Genomic DNA, 19,606 nt, shown 5'->3' on the forward strand with positions numbered 1-19,606 from the left:
TGTAGGAAATATAACTTTAGATTTATAGAAAATTTTAACCATTTTAAATATGACTAAATATAATTCCTTAACTAAAAGGTATCCGGATCAATCACATAAAGAAATTTTTGCTCATTTTCCTTATGATGGAGCAAATGGTGAAACATGGGAATCTCCATATGAACATTTAGTAAGATTGACAAAAGATGAAGATTGGCATTTCAACCGTCCTGAATTCAAAACTAAGTATAAACAGCAGTTTCCTATATTAACAAACTATTTAAATTACACTTTCTTACGAACTCAGGAATTAAACCTTATATCTTATTCTGCGGATGGAGACAAAGCATGCTTCAATACCGGATTACAAACTAAAGATGAAAAAGATATCTTTGCGCTATTTTTTAAAAATAAAGAAGCTGCTAAATATAAAGTACCGACATGGACTCTCTATACATTTGCTGATTCATATTCCACCAAACTAAATCCATATAAGCCTCTGCCTGATTTAGCAACTTACATTACAAATCCATCAGATTTAGTTTTCGACACAAAATTAAATATAGAAATTAATACCGAGCATATTATAGATCAAAATAAAGATAGACTACCTGCCGTTTTACAAGCAAATAGAAGATTAGCTATGACGGCTTTAAATGGTTCTATAGAATCACTAAAATCCAAAGTCCAAAGAAACTACAAAGTAGCAATACCTCATTGGTATGAAGGGAAAATGCAATTGCTTCTGCCTTTAAATCTTACAGACGATAATCAAGCAGATGTAGCTTTAGTAGTAGATAAAGATACTGAAAGGAACATTTATAGAGCAACTACAATTCTCACAATGGATTTAGCATATATTGATGCTCGCCTAATAACTCGTCCTGACCGAGAATGGTTAAACCCATAATTTTAAATTACTAATACTTTAACTCGTACCTGTATCAATATTATAATATTTTATATGTACAGGTACGATATTAAAATTTACATAACGATACCAAAACTTTGACCATATTTAATGCTTAACCGAATTACTAACAGCAGTCGGCACCGTAGCTTTACGGCCAATAATTACATTATCTACGGTTACATTCTCTGTATTTAAAACCGTCATGCCGTTTTTAGCCGTTTTTACTTCGATATTCTTTAAACTTATATTACGAACCTTTTTTTGCTCATATCCCTGTATAATAATAGCTGTTTCTTTGGCGGTATTACAGCTAACATCAGATATTGCAATATCATGCACATCAGATGGAAAACTGGAACCCTCGCCCTGATAATTGGCTGTTATATAAATACAATCTTCCACCTCATCCAACTGTATATTGTTGATATAAATATTTTTAATGTAGCCTCCCCTATCAGCATTGGTTTTAAAATAAATGCCGCGTTTTAAATAACCCACAGTTTTGCAATTAATAATATACACATTCTTTATCCCGGCCGACATCTCGCTGCCCATCACCACACCATGAAGCCCTTTAAACCTGCAATTCTGTATAACAATATCCTGGCTTGGCGTTGAAGCATTTGCCCTACCCTCATGATCTCTGCCTGCTTTTATGGCAATATTATCGTCGGCATTATTAAAGTCTATATTCTCGATCAGTACATCTTTGCAATACTCGGGGTCTACCCCATCATTATTGGCATTAAAAGCACTATATTTTAGTCCTCTTACGGTTATACTTTCTGATTTTAATAAATGTATGCACCAAAACGGGGAATCCTGTATGGTTACATTTTCAATCAAAATATTTTTACAGTTTAAAAACTGTATGAGCTGCGGCCTTAAAAAATGTCCTTTGCCAAATTTTCTGTCTTCAATCGGGGTTTTGTTGTGGTTCATTTCGCGGCTCAGCTTTTTATCAGGGCCTTCTTTGCTTTTGTAACTGTTCCATATCCTGCCACCTTCACCATCTATAATACCTTCGCCTGTAATAGCTATATTGGTACAGCTGTTAGCATATATTAGTGGGCTGTAATTATAAAGCATAGTGCCTTCCCAACTGGTTAACACCATAGGCAAATAAAAATCGGGGTTATCGGCAAACCGAATTTTTGCCCCTTTTTCTAAATGCAGGTTTATATTACTCGCAAAGAGAAGCGGGCCGTTTAACGTATAAACTCCTTTAGGCACTATTATGGTTCCGCCGTTTTTCTTTTTACATTGTGCTATTGCCTTATCAAAAGCAGGCTTAGCATTGCTTACAGAATCTCCTTTAGCACCCAATTTGGTTACGTTAACTTTAAAGTCAGGAATTTTCGGCAACCTGATCCTTTTCACAATTGCCTCAGCAGAATCTGCCGGAAATAAAGCATCTTGTGCAAAACAATTTACCGAAAGTAGAAGAAAAATACACATAATGTTTTTCATGCTTATACGATTTATTTAACCGACAAATCAAATTGTTTTACAAATGTGGCGAACGGTTGCCCCAAACAATTCTCGCGGGTATATTTTTTAGCCTGAGATGCTTTTAACTGATGCGACCACCCTACCCTTGCTTTGGGCTGATAGCCTGCACCCGAGCAATTATATTCGGCATAAAAGCTCTCTTTCTCAGCCTCAGGCTTAGACCAGTTGTGCCAGCCTTCAGGTTTTATGTCGCTGCCCATTTCACAATTAATAAATACCGTTTTAGCATAAAAACGCCAAGGCCTGCCAAGGTAAACCTGAGTAGCATTTTTTTCGGCAGTAAGGCGGCAATTATTAAACACAAAACCATGGTTAACTCCTTTAGGTGTAGATGCTGCTGTAATATATGAGTCTCTAAGACTGTGCAACGTACAGCCCTCAAAAAAAACCGTGGCACTGCCAAAAATAAAATCGGTAGTACCCTGAATAAAGCAGTCTTTCAGGTAGTTTTTAAATCCGTTTCCACTGGCATACAAAGTATCCTGATTGCCCAGAATATTGCAATTGATTATAGCCACTTCGTTGGCGTGTATAGACAGGGCAATGGCCTGCCCCACCTCTCCGGCGGCATTTTCTACAGTAAGGTTTTGCGCAATAAATCCATCGCCTTCTACTAAAATTGTTGAAGTATAAAATGTGCTGTTAGGTCCTGTATTTATTTTTTTAAAATAATCGTCGAAGGTTATAACTGTTTTTTCTTTACTCTCGCCTACTAAGGATATATTAGGGTTCCACTCATGAATTTTCACTTTTTCATGGTACACGCCATTCTTAACAAAAATGGTTATTCGCTCATATGGAAATGCTTTTGAGTTATTAACCGCATCCTGAATTGAGGTATAATCTCCCGTGCCATCCTGAGCCACGGTTTTATAAAAACTATCTTTAGGTTTTTCCTGGGCAGCTACACTACTCCATAGCGCAAAAAAAAGAATACAACTGCTTAGTATATTTTTAAAAATATCCATTCCTGTATTTTTTTATCTTTTCAACTCTATGGCCGCCATAATAAATGCACCAACCCCAATAGAGTTATCAATGCTTTTTTTAGCGTTGGCATAATAGGCATTTGAACCATCTCTAAAAGGTTTACCTCCCAAGCCAATACTGGCACTTATCTCGCTTAAATGTACCTCGCCATTTGGATCGGTAGTAATTAAATTTTTGAGGATTCCATCAAAAGCCTTGTTTGCCGTTTTTTTAAAGCGCTTTGGCAGGTAACCATTATTTACTCCTTTTGCTAAAGCATAGCTAAACATTGCAGAGCCCGATGCTTCAAGGTAGTTGCCATCTGTTGCAGCTTTATCGGTTATCTGATACCACAACCCTGATTTGTCCTGTTGTTTTTCGAGAGCAGTTGCAACCTCATTTAAGTAGCTTATCAATTGTTTATATTTTGGATGGTCTTTAGGGAAATCATCCAAAACATCGGTCAATGCCAGTATATACCAACCTATGCCCCTTGCCCATATTGTAGGAGATGTTCCGGTTTCTTTATTCGCCCAGCCAATTTGTTTACTTTCATCCCATGCATGATAGGGCAAACCTGTTTTAGGGTCGAATGCGTGATCGTGCAGCAATTCAAATTGTTTGGCTATATCGTCCAGGCCTTTACCATTCTCAAATGCTATGGTATATTTTGTGTAAAAAGGCGCGTGCATATAAATACCGTCAAGCCACATTTGGTCAGGATATATTTTTTTGTGCCAAAATCCTCCCGATGGAGTTCTTGGCTGCCCATCTATCTGGCTTTTTAAAAGTTGCATGGCTTTTAAATAGCGGGCATCTTTGGTGCTTTTATACAGATCGAAAAGTAACCTGCCCGGACTAACGTAATCTATATTATAATCGCTGAGATTGTATTGGGAGATAGCACCTGTACTGTCTACAAAAGTGTCTAAATACTCTTTTATATAATTGTAATATTTTACATTTTTTGTTTGCTTATACAAATCGTTAAATGCCACGAGAACAAATGTGGGTTTATATTCCCATTTAGGTTTATCTACCCCATCAATCTGCCAGGCTTGAGGATAGCGTTTCATTATAGAAGCGGCCTTTTTCTCTGACCATTTTGAATTTACTTTGCCATCATCTTTCTGTGCCTGCATGGTTGCAGTCACAAAAAACAGACAGACCATTATAGTATTGACTACTTTATTTTTTACCTTCATTATTTCTTGTTGTAATTAAAAACTTTATCTAAAAATGTTACTGAATAATTTACAATATCATCAAACCATGGGTCGTAAAACCAAAACGAATGCGGTGCATCATCAAAAGTTTTAACCTGGCTGTAAATTTTGTATTCGTCCAGTATAGCTATCATATCATCGCGCCCGGCATGAAAACGCGGTTTATTACTATTTATAAACAAAATGGGCGGTGTATTTTTACCCGTATGTGTTAATGCCGAAGCCTGCTGCCATGCCTCCGGATTTTCCTCATACGAGCCGTTAAGCCACAACCCCGCTGCCTTGGCTTCTTCGGATTCAGGATGATGGAAGGCCAAAATGCCATCCATATCTATAATAGCCTGAACATTAGCATTCTGTTTTGAAGCGTCCTGATCTTCAAAGCTTACATTACCGTTAGTTGTACCTACTAATGCCGCCATTTGTCCGCCCGAGGAACAACCTAAAACCGCCACCTTATTGGGATCAGCATTATATTGAGATGCGTTGTCTTTTATATATTTAATTGCCGACTTTATATCGAATACACCCGCCGGATATTTAGCTTCATCTGACAACCTGTATCCTACGCAAAAACAGGCATATCCCTGTAAAGCAATTTGTTGGGCAAGCAAATGCATTTGTGTCTTATTACCCGATTTCCATCCTCCACCGTGAATTAGTATTATTGCAGGTAAAGCTTTTTTGGATTGTTTAAAAAAGGCATCATAATGGAGTTGGCGTCCATTAATACTTTTATAAACTGCATCATTAAGTTGCTGAATTTGTTGGCTTTTTGGCTTTACAGCTATTTTAATAAAAGGATATTTTTTTACATCTTTTTGATAGGCCGAATAAGCAGTATAGGAAGTATCTGTCTGCACCTGTGAAAATACGGCCATTGCTATAGTAAGAAAATAAAGCAAAAAGATTTTTTTCATGTTAAGATTTATTGCAGAATACCAATTACGCAATCGATTACACAAACATAAATATTAATTTATAATTCCGCAAAAAGAGAGGGTAAATATTACAGTACGTTATGTATAAATCATAAAAAAGCCGCCTCAAATTAATGACGCGGCTTTCTCTCCCCAAAATTCACAAAAAAACTTACACTATTACATTTTAACTAATTGTATTATTTTCTTAGTCCCATTACTTTCCACTACTGCATAATAATTTGCAGACGGAAGTTTTGATAGGTCTATTACCGGATTTAGAGCATTTGGCTGCATAACTACAACCTGCTGACCTAACGAATTGAACACCTCAACTTTGGTTATAATTTCAGAATAAGAAATATTTAAAACACCTGCAACCGGATTAGGATAGTATTTCAAATTACTCATAGCGTATTTGTCTTTAGACAACACCACCTGCACTGTTACTGCAAGGGGCTCTAAACTTCTACATCCGTCTACGGTCTGCATTGCATAATAGGTGTTTTCGGTAATCACTTCAGAAAAAGGATCTAACGCCCCTGTTCCTGCCAGGGCGTTTTCTAAAGAAGCATACCAAATTACTTCTGTTCCGGTAACATCAATATTATTTATAAAAACAGGGTCGTTGGTGGTGAACACCTGTGGAGAAATACCTGTTGGAGCCGGAGTAACATTTACCGTTACAATAGCCGAACCAGCATGTATAGCCTCACATATATTTGGATTTGATCCTACAACAGAAACTAAAGAATAGGTGGTTGTTGCCGTTGGCGTTACCGGAATAACAGTACCGCTGGTGTAGTTTGTAACAGTATGATTTTCTGTCCCATCGCTGTAAACTACTGTATAGGCTTGCTCTTGTAAGGCAGATATAGCTATCTGTAAATTAGCTCCTTCGCCTGAACATAGTGTGGTACTCCCCGAAATTACAGCACCTGATGCAGCACAGTTAACCACCAGATCCTGACTTACGCTAACAGCAGGGCTAAACAGCAAGTTACCTCCCTGAGAAGCTGTTATTGTGGTAGTACCTACCCCAACAATGGTAACCAAACCATTTGCATCTACCGTGGCCACCAATGGGTCACTGCTAGTATAGGTAACCGGGAGTAATGATGATGCTGTTGCCTCGAGACTAAAATCAGGAGCACCATAGGTTACAGGAGCAAGTGCATTAAAAGTAATGGTTTGGGATGATAACTGAAAATAAATAAATGCTGCACTTATGTTTGTAACACCATCATTTAACTGTGGCTGTAATATAATACCGTCTCCTCCATCCATTACTTCCGGCAGGGTTACAGTAAATGTAGCAATACCATTCTCATCGGTCAAAGCAGTTACGGCTATATTATTGGCATTTGCCGTTTGCGCCGTGCCGTCTATAAGATAAGATTCAATTGTAATCAAACCTACATTAACCACAATAATAAAATACTTAAATGTATATCCGCTAACCAGGTTGTTGTACTGGTCTCTTGCCACACAAGTAACAGTACTTGTTGCTCCTAAAGCCAAAGGAGCGCTAATTGATACCGATGAATTGCTGTTAGGTGCACCTGCATTTATCTGTTGGGTTAACACAGCATCGTCATATCCTGCAGCAACAACAGTAACTTCTTTAGATCCTGAAACAGTTAATAAAATATTCAAACCGGAAGGTTTCAGTTTTAAGCTGCCCTCTGTAAGATCATAATCCGTACCGCTTGTAAGAACCTCAGCACCAATTTTAACTTCGGTAACCGCTGCTCTCCATACTGCATCATCAGTAAATGTTATATCAATATCATTATCAACGTTGTTATCAGTAATATCTGCTACAAGTGTTGGTGTAACCACACCCGCAGGTGCTGCAGGTGTAACGTCATCCCACGTCAATCCAAACCTTAGTTCATCCATCTCAACTCCCGGTGTAGAACTGTTACCATTTTGTTTAATAAAAAAGCCGCTAACATCAGCAATATCAGTAGTTGGTGTTGCCGTAAATGTATAAGTCGGTTCAGCTATACCGGGCACAGGATTAACCCAGAGGTTACAAACATCATTACCGCTACCCGAAACCATTTGGTAAGAAACTACTATAAGTACCGGAGTATTTAACGGAAGATCTGTACTGCTGTATTGCAGGTTTGTTGCAGATGTACCTACGGTTGTCTGGTTTGCCCTTGCAGAAAAGCCAATATTAAAAAAGCCTGTATTGGCAGATGGCTTTACCCAAACCGTCGCCGCTATAGACCCTGAGCCAGGGGCAGCACTTACAGTGGCCACAGAATTTGGCAATAAACCTGCAAAATAACCCGTTGCACTCGAAACATCGGTAACATTCAGTATGTAAGAATAATAAACTGTTCCCGAAGTGGTTTGAGTAAATGTTTTAATAGCATCTTCTCCTCCACCCGAGAAAGCCACCTTATTTCCGGTAGAGGCAGCAAGACCACTATAGCTTAAACTTCCTTCAGTAATAAGCATATCAGATGAAGACGACTGATTTAGTATCCAACCTCCGGCAGTTTGGGCAGGTAAAGATTCTCCAACAGTATAATCAAGTCCGTCATAATGTGGCAATGCTACCTGAGCATGCCCTGAGTAGCCCGCAAGAAGCAAAATCAATAAAGAAACGTTTTTTGCTGAATTCGAAAATTCACTAAAGATCGATGTAATTTTCTTCATAAATTAAATTTTTATTTGGTTAGTAAGGATTCGGTCAGAAATAAAAAATAAGGGAAAAAGGAAAACATTTTGTAACTAATTAATGTACAAGTATCTTGATCTGTCAATAAAATAAGGCATCTTGGATTAGTTAACAAATTTTAACAAAGCAATCGATTACACAAATGTATATATAATTTTCAATTTAAAAAATAATTACCAATAAAAATATACTAAGTGTAATTTTAAAGCTATATATTTTAGTATAATGTAATTTTTTTAAAAAAATAATTTGGTTGTAAAGAAATAATTTTAATTTTGTGTAATCGATTACATGTTACACATACCTATCCTAACATTTTATAACCTTTAAATTACTAACAATGAAAAAAATCTTATTTTGTCTTTCATTTATGTTTGTCTCCATGCAATTATGGGCGCAAACTGTAACAATTACCCAGTCAACGGGGTGGTTAGAATCTGCCTATGTAAAATGGAATCCTGTTTCGGGAGCCGACAGTTACAGGGTTTATTATACTGGTGGCGGATTTACGGATCGCCTTATTGATAACCAGCTTATCAGGAACTATGGAAGCTATTATCGCGCCGATATTCCGGGGCTTGCAGCCGGAACTTATACCGTTAAAGTTGCGCCTGTAACTGCTAACGTTGAAGGTACTGCGACTGTATCGGGATCAGTAACAGTTTTGTCACACGACAGAAACGGTTTTGCCCATGAGGGAGGAAATGTTCCCGGAGCTTATAACCTTGACGGTACTTTAAAAAGTAATGCAGTGGTAATATATGTTACCCAAAACACTAAAAATACAGTTTCGTTAACGGTTACAGGTGCTAACTCTAACCCATGTGTAGGCTTACAGGCCATTCTAGACGGCTACAAAAGAGGACGCGACAACCGCCCATTGGCCATAAGGCTAATAGGAAACGTTACAGATCCTTCTACACTGTTAAATGGTGATGCCGTGATAGAAAACGACAACAACCCGCTTGCTACTATAACTGTTGAAGGCATAGGATCTGATGCAGTAGTGAACGGATGGGGAATCCGTATAAAAAAGGGAACTAACATAGAAATACGTAATCTTGGTTTTATGTTAACCAATGCCAGTGAAGGAGACAATGTTGGCCTACAACAGGATAACGACCACATATGGGTACACAACTGCGATATGTTTTATGGAGCCCCGGGTGGCGATGCCGACCAGGCCAAAGGAGACGGTGCTTTAGACTGTAAAAAATCTACCTATATAACATTTTCATACAATCACTTTTGGGACAGCGGAAAATGCAACCTTTTAGGTTTGAGTGAAAATACAACAACAGGGCTTTACATAACCTATCACCACAACTGGTATGACCATTCTGATTCACGCCATCCGCGTGTACGCTTTTATTCGGCGCACGTTTACAATAATTATTATGACGGTAACTCTAAATATGGCGCAGGCTCTACCGAAGGATCGTCAGTATTTATGGAAGGCAACTATTTCCGTAACTGTAAATATCCAATGCTTACCTCAATGCAGGGAACAGACATTTACAATGGTGCGCAGGGAACATTTTCGAGCGAAGACGGAGGTACTATTAAAGCCTTTAACAACTACATGATAGGCCAAACCCGTTTTGTAGCCTATGATGCCACAAATTATCCTGTTCAGTTTGATGCTATAGTAACCACTACAAGAAGCCAAACCATTAGCAGCAGCATTACATCAAGGCAGGGCGGTAATGCATATAATAATTTCGACACTAATTCGGCATTATATATCAGCAGTTTAGCAATAGATACACCCGAGGCAGGCAGAGATAAAGCCATATTATATTCAGGACGTGTTTCGGGAGGCGATATAAGCTGGACTTTTAATAATACTGTAGACGATCCATCTTATGCTGTAAATACAGGATTGATGTCTCTTCTATCTTCATATACATCGGGTATTGTTTCTATACAGGGTGAATCAGGATCATCGGGAGGCTCACAAACCCTTACTATTCCAACCAACAACACTCAGGCCGTTGCTGCCAATACCGCTATTAGTAATATGGTATTTACATGGGGCGGCACAGCGACAGATGCAACTGTTACCGGGCTTCCTGCTTCAGGAATAACTTATGTTAAAAACACCGCTGCAAAAACCGTAACGGTATCGGGCACGCCAACGGCAAATGTTAGTTTTACAATTACAACTACCGGAACATCAGGAAACCCAGCAACAGGAACGGGAACTATAACAATTGGAGGCACTTCTACAGGCAACCAGATACACAACTTTACCGCATCAGGTCTGTCAAGTAATTTTTACACCTTTACGTCTGCCAATATGAATTCTAATCCCGGATCGGCAACCTATGACGGCCTTACCCTTACTGCCCGTTTAAAAATTGAAAGTGCTACAAATATAAGGTACACAACAACAACCGAATCTACTTTAACTTTGGTATTGGACCCAACTTTTAGCGGAACTATTAAGCTTAATAATGTTTCTTACACAGCATCGGCAGGGATAGTTACAATACCTTCAGTTCCGGCAGGCATAAATACCATTACTAAAGGAAGTACTACAAACCTTTATTACATAAAAACAGAATATGACCAGTCGATGTTAGATACAAATCAAAACATTACCAATTCAAGATCTGCATTATATCCAAATCCTGTAAAGAATGAATTGAATATATCTCTTACAAATTCTGCCATGCTACAAAATATTTCTATTTATAACCTGGCGGGGCAATTGGTAAAAAGCATTAACGGTAACAAAACCAGTGTTGACACAAGTTTGCTGAGCAGCGGAACTTATTTGATAAAAGTGACCACCAATCAGGGTGTTATTCAGCAACGAATAGTAAAAGAATAATACAAAAACTTAAACAAAATAAAAGTCCTGAATATCATTACTGATTTTCAGGACTTTTTATATAAAATAGTTGATTTTTTTAAGCTAAGAATTATTACAATCTTTCTTAGTATTTAAAAAGCTTCCGTTGCACAAAGGCGCAACGGAAACTTTACACAAACAGTAACACTACTTAATTAGTAAACTATTCTTTTGCTTATTTTACCTTTTTCGGTATTTATTTCTACAATGAGTACCTGTTGTTGCAATTGCATACTATTAATAACAGCTTTACTGTTATTGATATTCGATTCATTATAAAGCTTCCTTCCGCGAATGTCATATACGGTTACATCTCTAATTAAAGCATTGGAAGATGTAATATTTACAATGTTATCCTGCTTGTATACAATTATGCTTTTAGCAAGGATTTCGGGAGAATTTATATCTAAGACAGAAGTACTTACCCATTCACTATAATCACCATCACCACATACTGTTCGAACAAAAAGATAATGAGATTGTGCAGCGTTGTAAGGTGCATCACCTATAAAGAATGTTGTAGTTGCTGTACCGTTTCCGGTAGGCTCAGTCGCAGAAGTACTAAATACATATTCATAGCCCTGAGGCAACCCTCCTAATACGGGTGGAGACCATCTTAACTCTGCAGTAGTATTATCTATCGGCTCAATTGAAGGTGCATATGGAGGGAAACACGAAGGCGCAGCAACAATATTTATTGTATAATCTTCTGCTTCACCATTACTCATATTACCACAAGCCGTTATTGCAGGAAAAGCAGTAGCAGAATTTCTTATTCTCATTCTGTATGTACCTAATTGCACAGTTAGAGGCACACTAATACTGCCAAGACTTGCCGGCGATGACAAAAGAGATGTTACAAATATTCTTTCGCTGTCTTCAAAATAAAAGTTACCGTTCCAGTCTATCCATACCGCATAAGAATATGATCCTTCAGGATGTGTGGCACTAATTGCAAACGAAGCTCCTGGATATGTTGTTACAGAAAAATCTTCTGTATAATCTGTATATTCACTAAAGCCTGATTCATTAGTAAAGTTAACATCTGCACCTGTAGTGGTTATACTGCTTATGTAGTAGTCTTGAGAATTTGTATTTGTTGGTACACAGTAGCCTGCATAAAAGCTATAGCTAACCCAAGTACTGTAATTTTCATCCTCGCAAGCTGAACGCACATAGAGATAATTGGTTTCATTTGCAGTTATGGCAACGTCTACTGCATTAAGAAGAGCTGTAAATGTACCGCTTTCAGGAGCTGTTTCTGATGTTGATACAGCATATTCATAACCAGAAGGTAAACCTGTATTTGGTGCTATCCAGCTAATGTTTGCCGAGGTTAGCGATGTAAGGCTAACATTTAATTCCCTTGGCACATCACAAAGCGCAGGAGGTGTTAACGTCCATACCAGGGTAAAGTTACCAACGTTTACCTGATTATAACTTCCATCCTGTATCCAGTAAACCCTTTGTGTATTCCCTGTAAGGTTTTCCCATTCTACCTGCTGAAGGTCGTCATCAAAACAATTTATGTAATTTTCACCAGGACAAATATTACCGTAAGCAACATAATTTTCAGAATCATAGTCGTTAGATGATTGTCCAATATTAAGCGTATAACCGTTAGGAACATCTATGTAATAGATTAGGTCCGGAGAAGTATTTCCTCCTGCACAGCTAAAATTATAATCAGCATTTGCACCTACAGTGGTGTGTGTATATGGGCTTGTCTGCGTTGCAAGATCTACAGCGCTATCGCAATTATCTGCCATAAAATATCTAAATGGCAAAGAAGTAGACCATTGGCTGTAATCGCCATCGCCACAATTGGTCCTTACATGCAGGTAATAATAGGTATTATCCAGAATATCAGTGTATCCGGTAACAAATGTATCCGTCGTAGCGGTACCCGATGCCGGTGGTATTGCCGATGTAGATACAGAATATTCATAGCCCACAGGTGCTGTACCCCTGTTTTGAGCTTCCCAAATAAGATTTACTGTTTGAGATGCTACACCTGCACCTCTTAAATTTATTGGCACATAGCATGTAGGGGTTGTAGTAGTAATTTCAATTTTATAATCCTGTGCCATACCGTTGCTGTTTGGTGTACAGGCACTAACCACATTAGATGTACCACGAGTGCGCAGCCTCATCCTGTAATTGCCGGGGGCAATTATGGCAGGTATTTGTACGGTTCCTGTATAGGTAGTATTTACGGTTCCTATGTTTGTGTGGCTTCTTATCAGCTCGCCTTCATCGTCAAAATCAAGATCGTTGTTCCAGTCTACGTAAACATCCAATACTGAGTAAGATTGTACAACAGCCGAATAATTGAAACTGCCACCTTGCTCCTGGCTTACAGCCATAGTATCAAAATTATTAACATAGGCTGTAGTTTGTGCCGTTGTATTTGCAATGTTAGTAAAGCCAACAGTTGTACTAAAACCATATATAGCATAACCAAGATAGCTTGATACAGGTATGCAGTGACCCGAATAAAAACTAAGTGTTACCCACTCTCCATATCCATCGGTACCACAATTAGACCTTACATGCAAATAATTATACTGGTTTGGAGTACTTACAACATCGTTTACAAAAAGTTCAGTTGTTGATGTACCTGTCTCCGGTGGCGTAGCCGATGTTGTTACGGCATACTCATAGCCAGTTGGTGCACTTGTAGTGGGCAATGACCAGCTTACATTAACCGAAGAGTCATTATTTAAAACAGCAGTAAGTGCCAAAGGTACATTACATACAGGCGGCTCAGTCAATGTCCATGCTATAGTATAAGAACCTGCATTTGTTGTACCAGTACCCGCTCCGTCCTGTACCCAATATACAGTTTGGGTTGCTCCTGTATTATTTATCCACGTCAATTGAGCCGTATCAGGATCGTTGGTACAGTTTATAGCTATCGGCGCATCACAACTGCCGTAAAATACAGAATGTACAGAATCATAATCATTAACGGTTTGACCAATCACTAAAGTATAACCGTTACCTACTGTTACAGAATAGTATATATCTGCTCCTGTACCGGTGGCATTGCACGATGGTGTATAGTTATTGGTAGCCCCCACTGTTGTACCACTTACAGGACTTGTTGCTCCATCAAGGCTAATGGCAATATCGCAGGTGTCTCCGGGGATGTACCTAAAACGCGGAGATGTTGTCCATGTACTGTACTCAGTACCACAATTGGCTCTTACGTGAAGGTAATAAAAAATATTATCTTCAATACCTGTATAACCTGTAACAGATGTTTCGGTAGTAGTTCCGGTTGCCTGTGCAGGCGGCGTTACGGAGGTTGTAACAGCATATTCATAACCGTTTGAAGGCGCTCCTGTAGTAGGTAGCGTCCAGCTAAGATTAGCCGTATTTGCAGCCACTGCTGTGCCGGTAGCATCTTCTGGAGCACGGCAGGTTGGTGGTGTTGTAACGTTTATATTATAATCCTGAGCCATACCTGCAGTATAATTGCCACATGGATTTACAGTAGGATAAAAACTACCGCGCGAGCGAACCCTTATCCTATAGCTACCCAGCGGAGTGTCTTCGGGTATTGTTATAGTACCTGTAAAAGTTGTGTTTGCAGTACCCGAAGTTGTATGTGCAGCAACACGCTCAGTAACCTCATCAAAAACCATGTCGTTGTTCCAGTCTACCCAAATTTCTGCAAGCGTATATCCGGCAACAACAAGACTATAAGAAAAACTTTCACCTGCCGACTGACTCACAGCCGGACCTGCGGTATAATTGGCATAAGCAGTGGTTTGCGAAGGAACATTTAATATATTGGTGTATCCGGCAGATGTACCAAAACTGATTATATTATTGTAATAATAAGCATCTGTACTGGTAGGTAAACAATAACCTCCGTAAAATGATGTTGTTACCCATGTGCTGTATCCATCGGTACCACAATTTGCCCTTACATGCAAATAATTTACAGTATCTGGAGTAATGGCAACACCTGCAACAGTACTGTCAGTAGTTACTGTACCATTTGCCGGAGGCGTAGGCAGCGTGCTTATAAAATATTCATAACCATTACCGGCATTAGCCACAGCCGACCAACCAATTGTTGCAGCCGTTAAACTTGTCATTGTTGCAGTAAGCCCTGCCGGTGCCATACAGGCAGGAGGATCGGTAACATTTAAGCTATAATCCTGTGCTCCTCCATAAGTATAGTTTGCACATGGGCTTATAACCTCATTATACCATCTTGAGCGTAGTCTAAGCCTGTAAGTGCCGTTTGCAGTACCAGTTGGTATAGTTATAGCCCCAGTATAGATAGTTGCACTGCTGCCATAAACAGTATGCGATGCTACCTGTTCTCCAGCATCTGTAAAATCGAGGTCGTTGTTCCAGTCTACCCAAAATTCTACCCTCGTATTGCTTGGAACGTTTATGCTATAGGAAAAGCTTCCTCCGGCAGACTGGCTAACCGACATGGAAGCTGAGTTATCTGTATAAGCAATGTTTTGAACCGTATTATTGGTAATGTTTGTATATCCTTCTGTAGTAGCAAAGCTGTTAACATTAAATCCGGTGTAAGACCTTGTTGGCACGCAGTATCCTGAAAAAAACGAATAAGAACTCCATGAACTAAAGGTGCCGGAACAGTTATTCCTTACATGCAAATAGTTTGTAGCATTTGCTGTAGTAATAATATTGCTTACGGACGTCTCTGTAGTAGCCGTACCCTCGGCAGGAGGTACCTGCGTAGCCGTAATTGCATATTCATATCCTGATGAACCTTCTACAGCTGTCCAGCTAATATTGGCTGAGGTAGTAGTAACTAAAGTTGCCCCAACTCCGGATGGGGCAGTGCATGTTTGAGAAAAAGCAGGCAGCATGCCTAACATAATCAACCAAGCCATTAATGCCATTGGCTTACTGTAAAAATCAGTAGCACTCCGCACAGGGGTATTACTGCCATCACGCTTTGTTCGCCATGAACGGAGGCCGGTTAAAAATTGTGTGTAATTGTGTACCATAATAGTTATTTGAAAGTGAAAAAAACTAATCCTATAGATATTTATGTGTTGTGCTACACTAAATACTATTGGTCAAACCTATACTTTTTTAACAAACAAAAAAACTAAAGCTTGTTCGATAATCGTGAAATTCACTGTTATCGAACATTATTATTCAGGTATTTAACAAATGTATTAGATAAATTCAGAAAAAGTAAACCTGTTCACCGATACTAAATCTTACTATTACGTAAAGATTTAGTAACTCTTAAAAGTTTAAAAACTAAAAAAGCAGCTAAGGACAAAAATGTAACGATCGCAATTATAAAGTAAATATTTTCGTTTCGGGTTTCATTTTCGCGTGCATCTTTCATATCGGTAGATATTTCGTTGATAAGGTGGCGAAAAGAATTAACCTCTAAACTATCAATCTCTCTTTTCTGTTTTAAAAATATTGTGCTATAAATACCGTATTTATCATAATCTTTTAACTTCAGAAAATTATCTGCTAAGGCAGAATAGAACTCATTTTGTAACGTTAAACTATGGTATTCTTCTACCTCTTTTTCTATATTGAATAATATAGCATTAGACTCTTTAAAATTATTTTCAGAATAATGGGTTTTTGCGAGGGCAATATCTGCATAAAACCTATTTTCTTTATATCCATTTTTTAGGGATAGATCATGTGCAGTGTTAAGCACATCCCTTGCTTTATCCAATTGATATAGATCAGTGAGACATAGTCCTTTTTGAATAAGGGCAATTGTAAGATTAATACTATTAGAATTCTTATTTATTGCTTTTGTGTATTCTGAAATAGATTTATCAAAATAATTTATCGCAACCTCACAATCTAATTTATCTTTATAATTAACCGCTTTAATGAAATAAACATTGCCTTTAATAAAATGTATTGAATCTTTATCAATTTTACTGCCTATAATTTGCTCAGCTATATCAAGGTAATGGTTAACTTTATCATGCATTTTCAAAATGTAGTATTGATTGCCAACAAATACCAGGGTACGTACCCGTTCATTATCCTCATTTTGAGCATTTGCCAAACTGTAAGCCTGCAATGCATAATCAATAGCTTTCTGGTTATGATTTTTTACAGAATAAGCACCTCCAATAGTTAGCAACGATAATATTTGCTGGTGTGTATTGAGATTGTTATGTGCCTGTAGATCAGTTACCGTTTTAATTGCTTTGTCCGGGTTTTCATAGGCTACTAAGTTTACTGCATTGAGTATGCTGTCAATCTTTTTTCTTTCCTGAGCATTTAGTGTAAAGACAGGAAAAAGTAAAACCATAATTACAAATGGTTTAAAAAAGTCTGGGGAACAAGAGTATAACTTTTTCATTTGTAATTACTATTGTTGATTATCCTGTAATGAAGCTATAAAAACTGATGGCGAAGAACCTGTTAACGATTTAAAAACAACCGTAAAAGAGCTTCTTGAAGTAAATCCGGCCACATTGGCAAGATGACTTGTTTTGTACTGGCGGTATTCAGGATATAGCTGCAACTTATTTACAATATAGTTTATCCTCAATTCATTAATATAGGTCTTAAAATTTTTATTTTTTTGACTGTTAATGATCTCCGAAAGATATTTGGTGTTTGTATCTAAATGTTTTGCAAGCGATTTTAACGAAAGTTCCTGATCTGTAAACAATTCAGACTTTTCAAAGACAGTAAGTTTATCAAGTATTGCAAGCTCCGCTTTTTCAGAAATAGCAAAGGGCACAGGAGTATTTTCCTCCATATAATGCGTTTTCATGCTCTCAATAGTTTCTTCAAATTGTTTTTTCTGGTGTAAAAACTGGCTGTGGCTTTTTTGCTTTTTCTTTAGGATCAGATAATATATATAAAGCCCTAAAAGTATCGCTGTAAACAGACAGGTCATTACCATAAATTTTATTTTAAAAGCCGCTTTCTCATCAGTACTTTCTTTTTGTTTACTGCTTTCATAAAAGCTTATGGCAAGAACTTTTGCGGTTTGCTCCTGTTGTGTCTGGTTATTTAATTTTGCAATGTAAAGTTCCCTGTAGTGGGCAAAAAGTGGGACATTTTTTTTGATAGAATATATTTCGGCTAAAACTTCATAATTCCTTAAAAAAATGTTTGGAGAAAAATTTTTATGATCAATATTTTTAGTAAGCAGGTCAACTGCCTTATCAAGTGCCCCCTCTTTAAAATAAATTTCACCCAATTGCCTTTCCGACAAAACAGTATAAATATCAACAGAACCGGACAAAGATACATCAGCTATTAATTTTTCAAATCGTTCTTTGGCCAGCTCAGGCTGCCCATTCTTTAGGTAAGTTGATGCTATTAAATAATCTATTTTATGTTTTAATCCCGGATGAAGGCTGTTTTTATTTTTATCAAAAATCACATGGGCCTGTTTCAAAAAAACGAGCTTTTCTGTATTGCTTATTTTACTCCTGTCTGCCTGTGCCAGCAAAAGCAAGATCTTGAGGCGCACAGATCCGGCAACATTTTCTTCAGACTGTAAATCTAAAGCACGTTGCAAAGCCTCGTCAGCCTGCTCAGGCATGTTAATATTCCGAAAAATATCACTAAGGTGAATGTAAATATTTGCATCGCAATAATTGCAATCCAGTTCATAATTAAAGTCTTTAGCTTCAATTATTTTTTGTAATGCCTCATAGTATTTTAATTGTGTCTCAAATGCTTCTGCCTGTAGCAACAGTGCATCTGTACGGGTAGGTACAGATTTGGCCTCTTTAAAAATAAAATCGTTTAAAACTAAGGCTTTAGAAGGCTCATAATATACAAGGCTCTCCGATTTTATCAGTAGGCTGTCTATGTCTTTTTGGCTTTGTGCAGCTACTCTTATGCAGAATGCCAACAAAACAACCACAGTATAAAACAACATCCTCCTTTTAACGCCTCTAATCATTCCTTATTTTTAAAATACTGATTATCAAATAATAATTTGTATATTTTTTAGTTTAACTTAATTGGTTGTGGTAAAAGTAAAAGCATTTTAAATTTGCTATACTTAATCAAGGCTTAAAATTAAAACAAAAACTATACATATTGCAAAATGGTTACCAGTTTGTCAGTATGAAATAAAATATCCTGCCTCTCCAATATACAGTTACTGTAAATTTATTACTTTTACACCAATGCATAATATCAGGCAAATACTCACTACTTTAATATCGGCATACCTGCTGATATTAATGGTATTGCCATGTACTGATGCGCACAATACACATAACAAAAACCAATCTGCCGAAATTACACAGGGTTCAACAGAACATCATGATGATTTTGAAGTCTGTACTCCTTTTTGTGTATGTGGAAGTTGTATTGCTGCAGTGGTAATACAGCCTTTGACAGAATACAATTTGTATGTGCCGGATTATTATAACACACAAATATCCAACTTCTACCAATCGGTACAATCCGATTTTCATGCCTCCATCTAGCAGCCCCCTCAATTAGTATAATGATTTGCGCCGGTTAGCAACCGGCTGTTCCTGCATGGGCATACTTTATCCATGCATTATTCAA

General features: G+C 37.8%; 11 protein-coding genes. 3 read left to right on the forward strand and 8 right to left on the reverse strand.

Annotation, left to right across the window (positions count from 1 at the left end; translation table 11 throughout):
- The first annotated feature begins 49 nt into the window (after positions 1–49).
- The gene (locus tag GR160_RS05790; protein ID WP_160748874.1) at positions 50–889 is read left to right on the forward strand and encodes a DUF3825 domain-containing protein; all 840 of its coding nucleotides are present in this window, start codon (positions 50–52) and stop codon (positions 887–889) included.
- Between the two features lie 108 nt (positions 890–997).
- Here GR160_RS05790 and GR160_RS05795 read toward each other — a convergent pair whose 3' ends face one another.
- The 5 genes from GR160_RS05795 to GR160_RS05815 form a co-directional block, all read right to left on the reverse strand.
- Entirely contained in the window at positions 998–2,362 is a 1,365-nt protein-coding gene (locus GR160_RS05795; protein WP_160748875.1) for a glycoside hydrolase family 28 protein, read from the reverse strand.
- An 11-nt stretch (positions 2,363–2,373) separates the two neighbouring features.
- The gene (locus tag GR160_RS05800) at positions 2,374–3,372 is read right to left on the reverse strand and encodes a pectinesterase family protein (protein WP_160748876.1); all 999 of its coding nucleotides are present in this window, start codon (positions 3,370–3,372) and stop codon (positions 2,374–2,376) included.
- 12 nt (positions 3,373–3,384) lie between these two features.
- Positions 3,385–4,578: a glycoside hydrolase family 105 protein gene (locus GR160_RS05805; RefSeq protein WP_160748877.1), complete on the reverse strand. Its 1,194-nt coding sequence runs from the start codon at positions 4,576–4,578 to the stop codon at positions 3,385–3,387.
- Positions 4,578–5,519 carry an alpha/beta hydrolase gene (locus GR160_RS05810; protein ID WP_202390718.1) on the reverse strand — a complete coding sequence of 314 codons (942 nt, stop codon included), beginning with the start codon at positions 5,517–5,519 and terminating at the stop codon, positions 4,578–4,580. The genes GR160_RS05805 and GR160_RS05810 overlap by 1 nt, the downstream gene beginning before the upstream one ends.
- Positions 5,520–5,699: 180 nt before the next feature.
- Positions 5,700–8,192 carry a T9SS type A sorting domain-containing protein gene (locus tag GR160_RS05815; protein ID WP_160748878.1) on the reverse strand — a complete coding sequence of 831 codons (2,493 nt, stop codon included), beginning with the start codon at positions 8,190–8,192 and terminating at the stop codon, positions 5,700–5,702.
- A gap of 362 nt (positions 8,193–8,554) precedes the next feature.
- On the opposite strand from GR160_RS05815, the gene GR160_RS05820 reads away from it, so the two are divergent.
- Complete coding sequence (locus tag GR160_RS05820) at positions 8,555–11,050, forward strand: T9SS type A sorting domain-containing protein (protein WP_160748879.1); 2,496 nt, start codon at positions 8,555–8,557, stop codon at positions 11,048–11,050.
- A gap of 176 nt (positions 11,051–11,226) precedes the next feature.
- Here GR160_RS05820 and GR160_RS05825 read toward each other — a convergent pair whose 3' ends face one another.
- The 3 genes from GR160_RS05825 to GR160_RS05835 form a co-directional block, all read right to left on the reverse strand.
- Positions 11,227–16,074 carry a GEVED domain-containing protein gene (locus GR160_RS05825; protein WP_160748880.1) on the reverse strand — a complete coding sequence of 1,616 codons (4,848 nt, stop codon included), beginning with the start codon at positions 16,072–16,074 and terminating at the stop codon, positions 11,227–11,229.
- A 212-nt stretch (positions 16,075–16,286) separates the two neighbouring features.
- The gene (locus tag GR160_RS05830) at positions 16,287–17,420 is read right to left on the reverse strand and encodes a lipopolysaccharide assembly protein LapB (RefSeq protein ID WP_160748881.1); all 1,134 of its coding nucleotides are present in this window, start codon (positions 17,418–17,420) and stop codon (positions 16,287–16,289) included.
- Positions 17,421–17,429: 9 nt separating this feature from the next.
- The gene (locus GR160_RS05835; protein ID WP_160748882.1) at positions 17,430–18,986 is read right to left on the reverse strand and encodes a helix-turn-helix domain-containing protein; all 1,557 of its coding nucleotides are present in this window, start codon (positions 18,984–18,986) and stop codon (positions 17,430–17,432) included.
- Positions 18,987–19,215: 229 nt separating this feature from the next.
- Between GR160_RS05835 and GR160_RS05840 the strand changes: the two genes are divergently transcribed.
- Entirely contained in the window at positions 19,216–19,521 is a 306-nt protein-coding gene (locus GR160_RS05840) for a DUF6660 family protein (protein ID WP_160748883.1), read from the forward strand.
- Positions 19,522–19,606: the final 85 nt, after the last annotated feature.

The organism is Flavobacterium sp. Sd200, from assembly GCF_009826935.1.
GTDB lineage: Bacteria > Bacteroidota > Bacteroidia > Flavobacteriales > Flavobacteriaceae > Flavobacterium.

Bases quoted from the DNA above. Each gene is read 5' to 3' on its own strand.
- GR160_RS05790 (WP_160748874.1), top strand. From the start codon at position 50: ATGACTAAATATAATTCCTTAACTAAAAGGTATCCGGATCAATCACAT.
- GR160_RS05815 (WP_160748878.1), bottom strand. From the start codon at position 8,192: ATGAAGAAAATTACATCGATCTTTAGTGAATTTTCGAATTCAGCAAAA.
- GR160_RS05840 (WP_160748883.1), top strand. From the start codon at position 19,216: ATGCATAATATCAGGCAAATACTCACTACTTTAATATCGGCATACCTG.
- GR160_RS05800 (WP_160748876.1), bottom strand. From the start codon at position 3,372: ATGGATATTTTTAAAAATATACTAAGCAGTTGTATTCTTTTTTTTGCG.
- GR160_RS05825 (WP_160748880.1), bottom strand. From the start codon at position 16,074: ATGGTACACAATTACACACAATTTTTAACCGGCCTCCGTTCATGGCGA.
- GR160_RS05810 (WP_202390718.1), bottom strand. From the start codon at position 5,519: ATGAAAAAAATCTTTTTGCTTTATTTTCTTACTATAGCAATGGCCGTA.
- GR160_RS05830 (WP_160748881.1), bottom strand. From the start codon at position 17,420: ATGAAAAAGTTATACTCTTGTTCCCCAGACTTTTTTAAACCATTTGTA.
- GR160_RS05820 (WP_160748879.1), top strand. From the start codon at position 8,555: ATGAAAAAAATCTTATTTTGTCTTTCATTTATGTTTGTCTCCATGCAA.
- GR160_RS05805 (WP_160748877.1), bottom strand. From the start codon at position 4,578: ATGAAGGTAAAAAATAAAGTAGTCAATACTATAATGGTCTGTCTGTTT.
- GR160_RS05835 (WP_160748882.1), bottom strand. From the start codon at position 18,986: ATGATTAGAGGCGTTAAAAGGAGGATGTTGTTTTATACTGTGGTTGTT.
- GR160_RS05795 (WP_160748875.1), bottom strand. From the start codon at position 2,362: ATGAAAAACATTATGTGTATTTTTCTTCTACTTTCGGTAAATTGTTTT.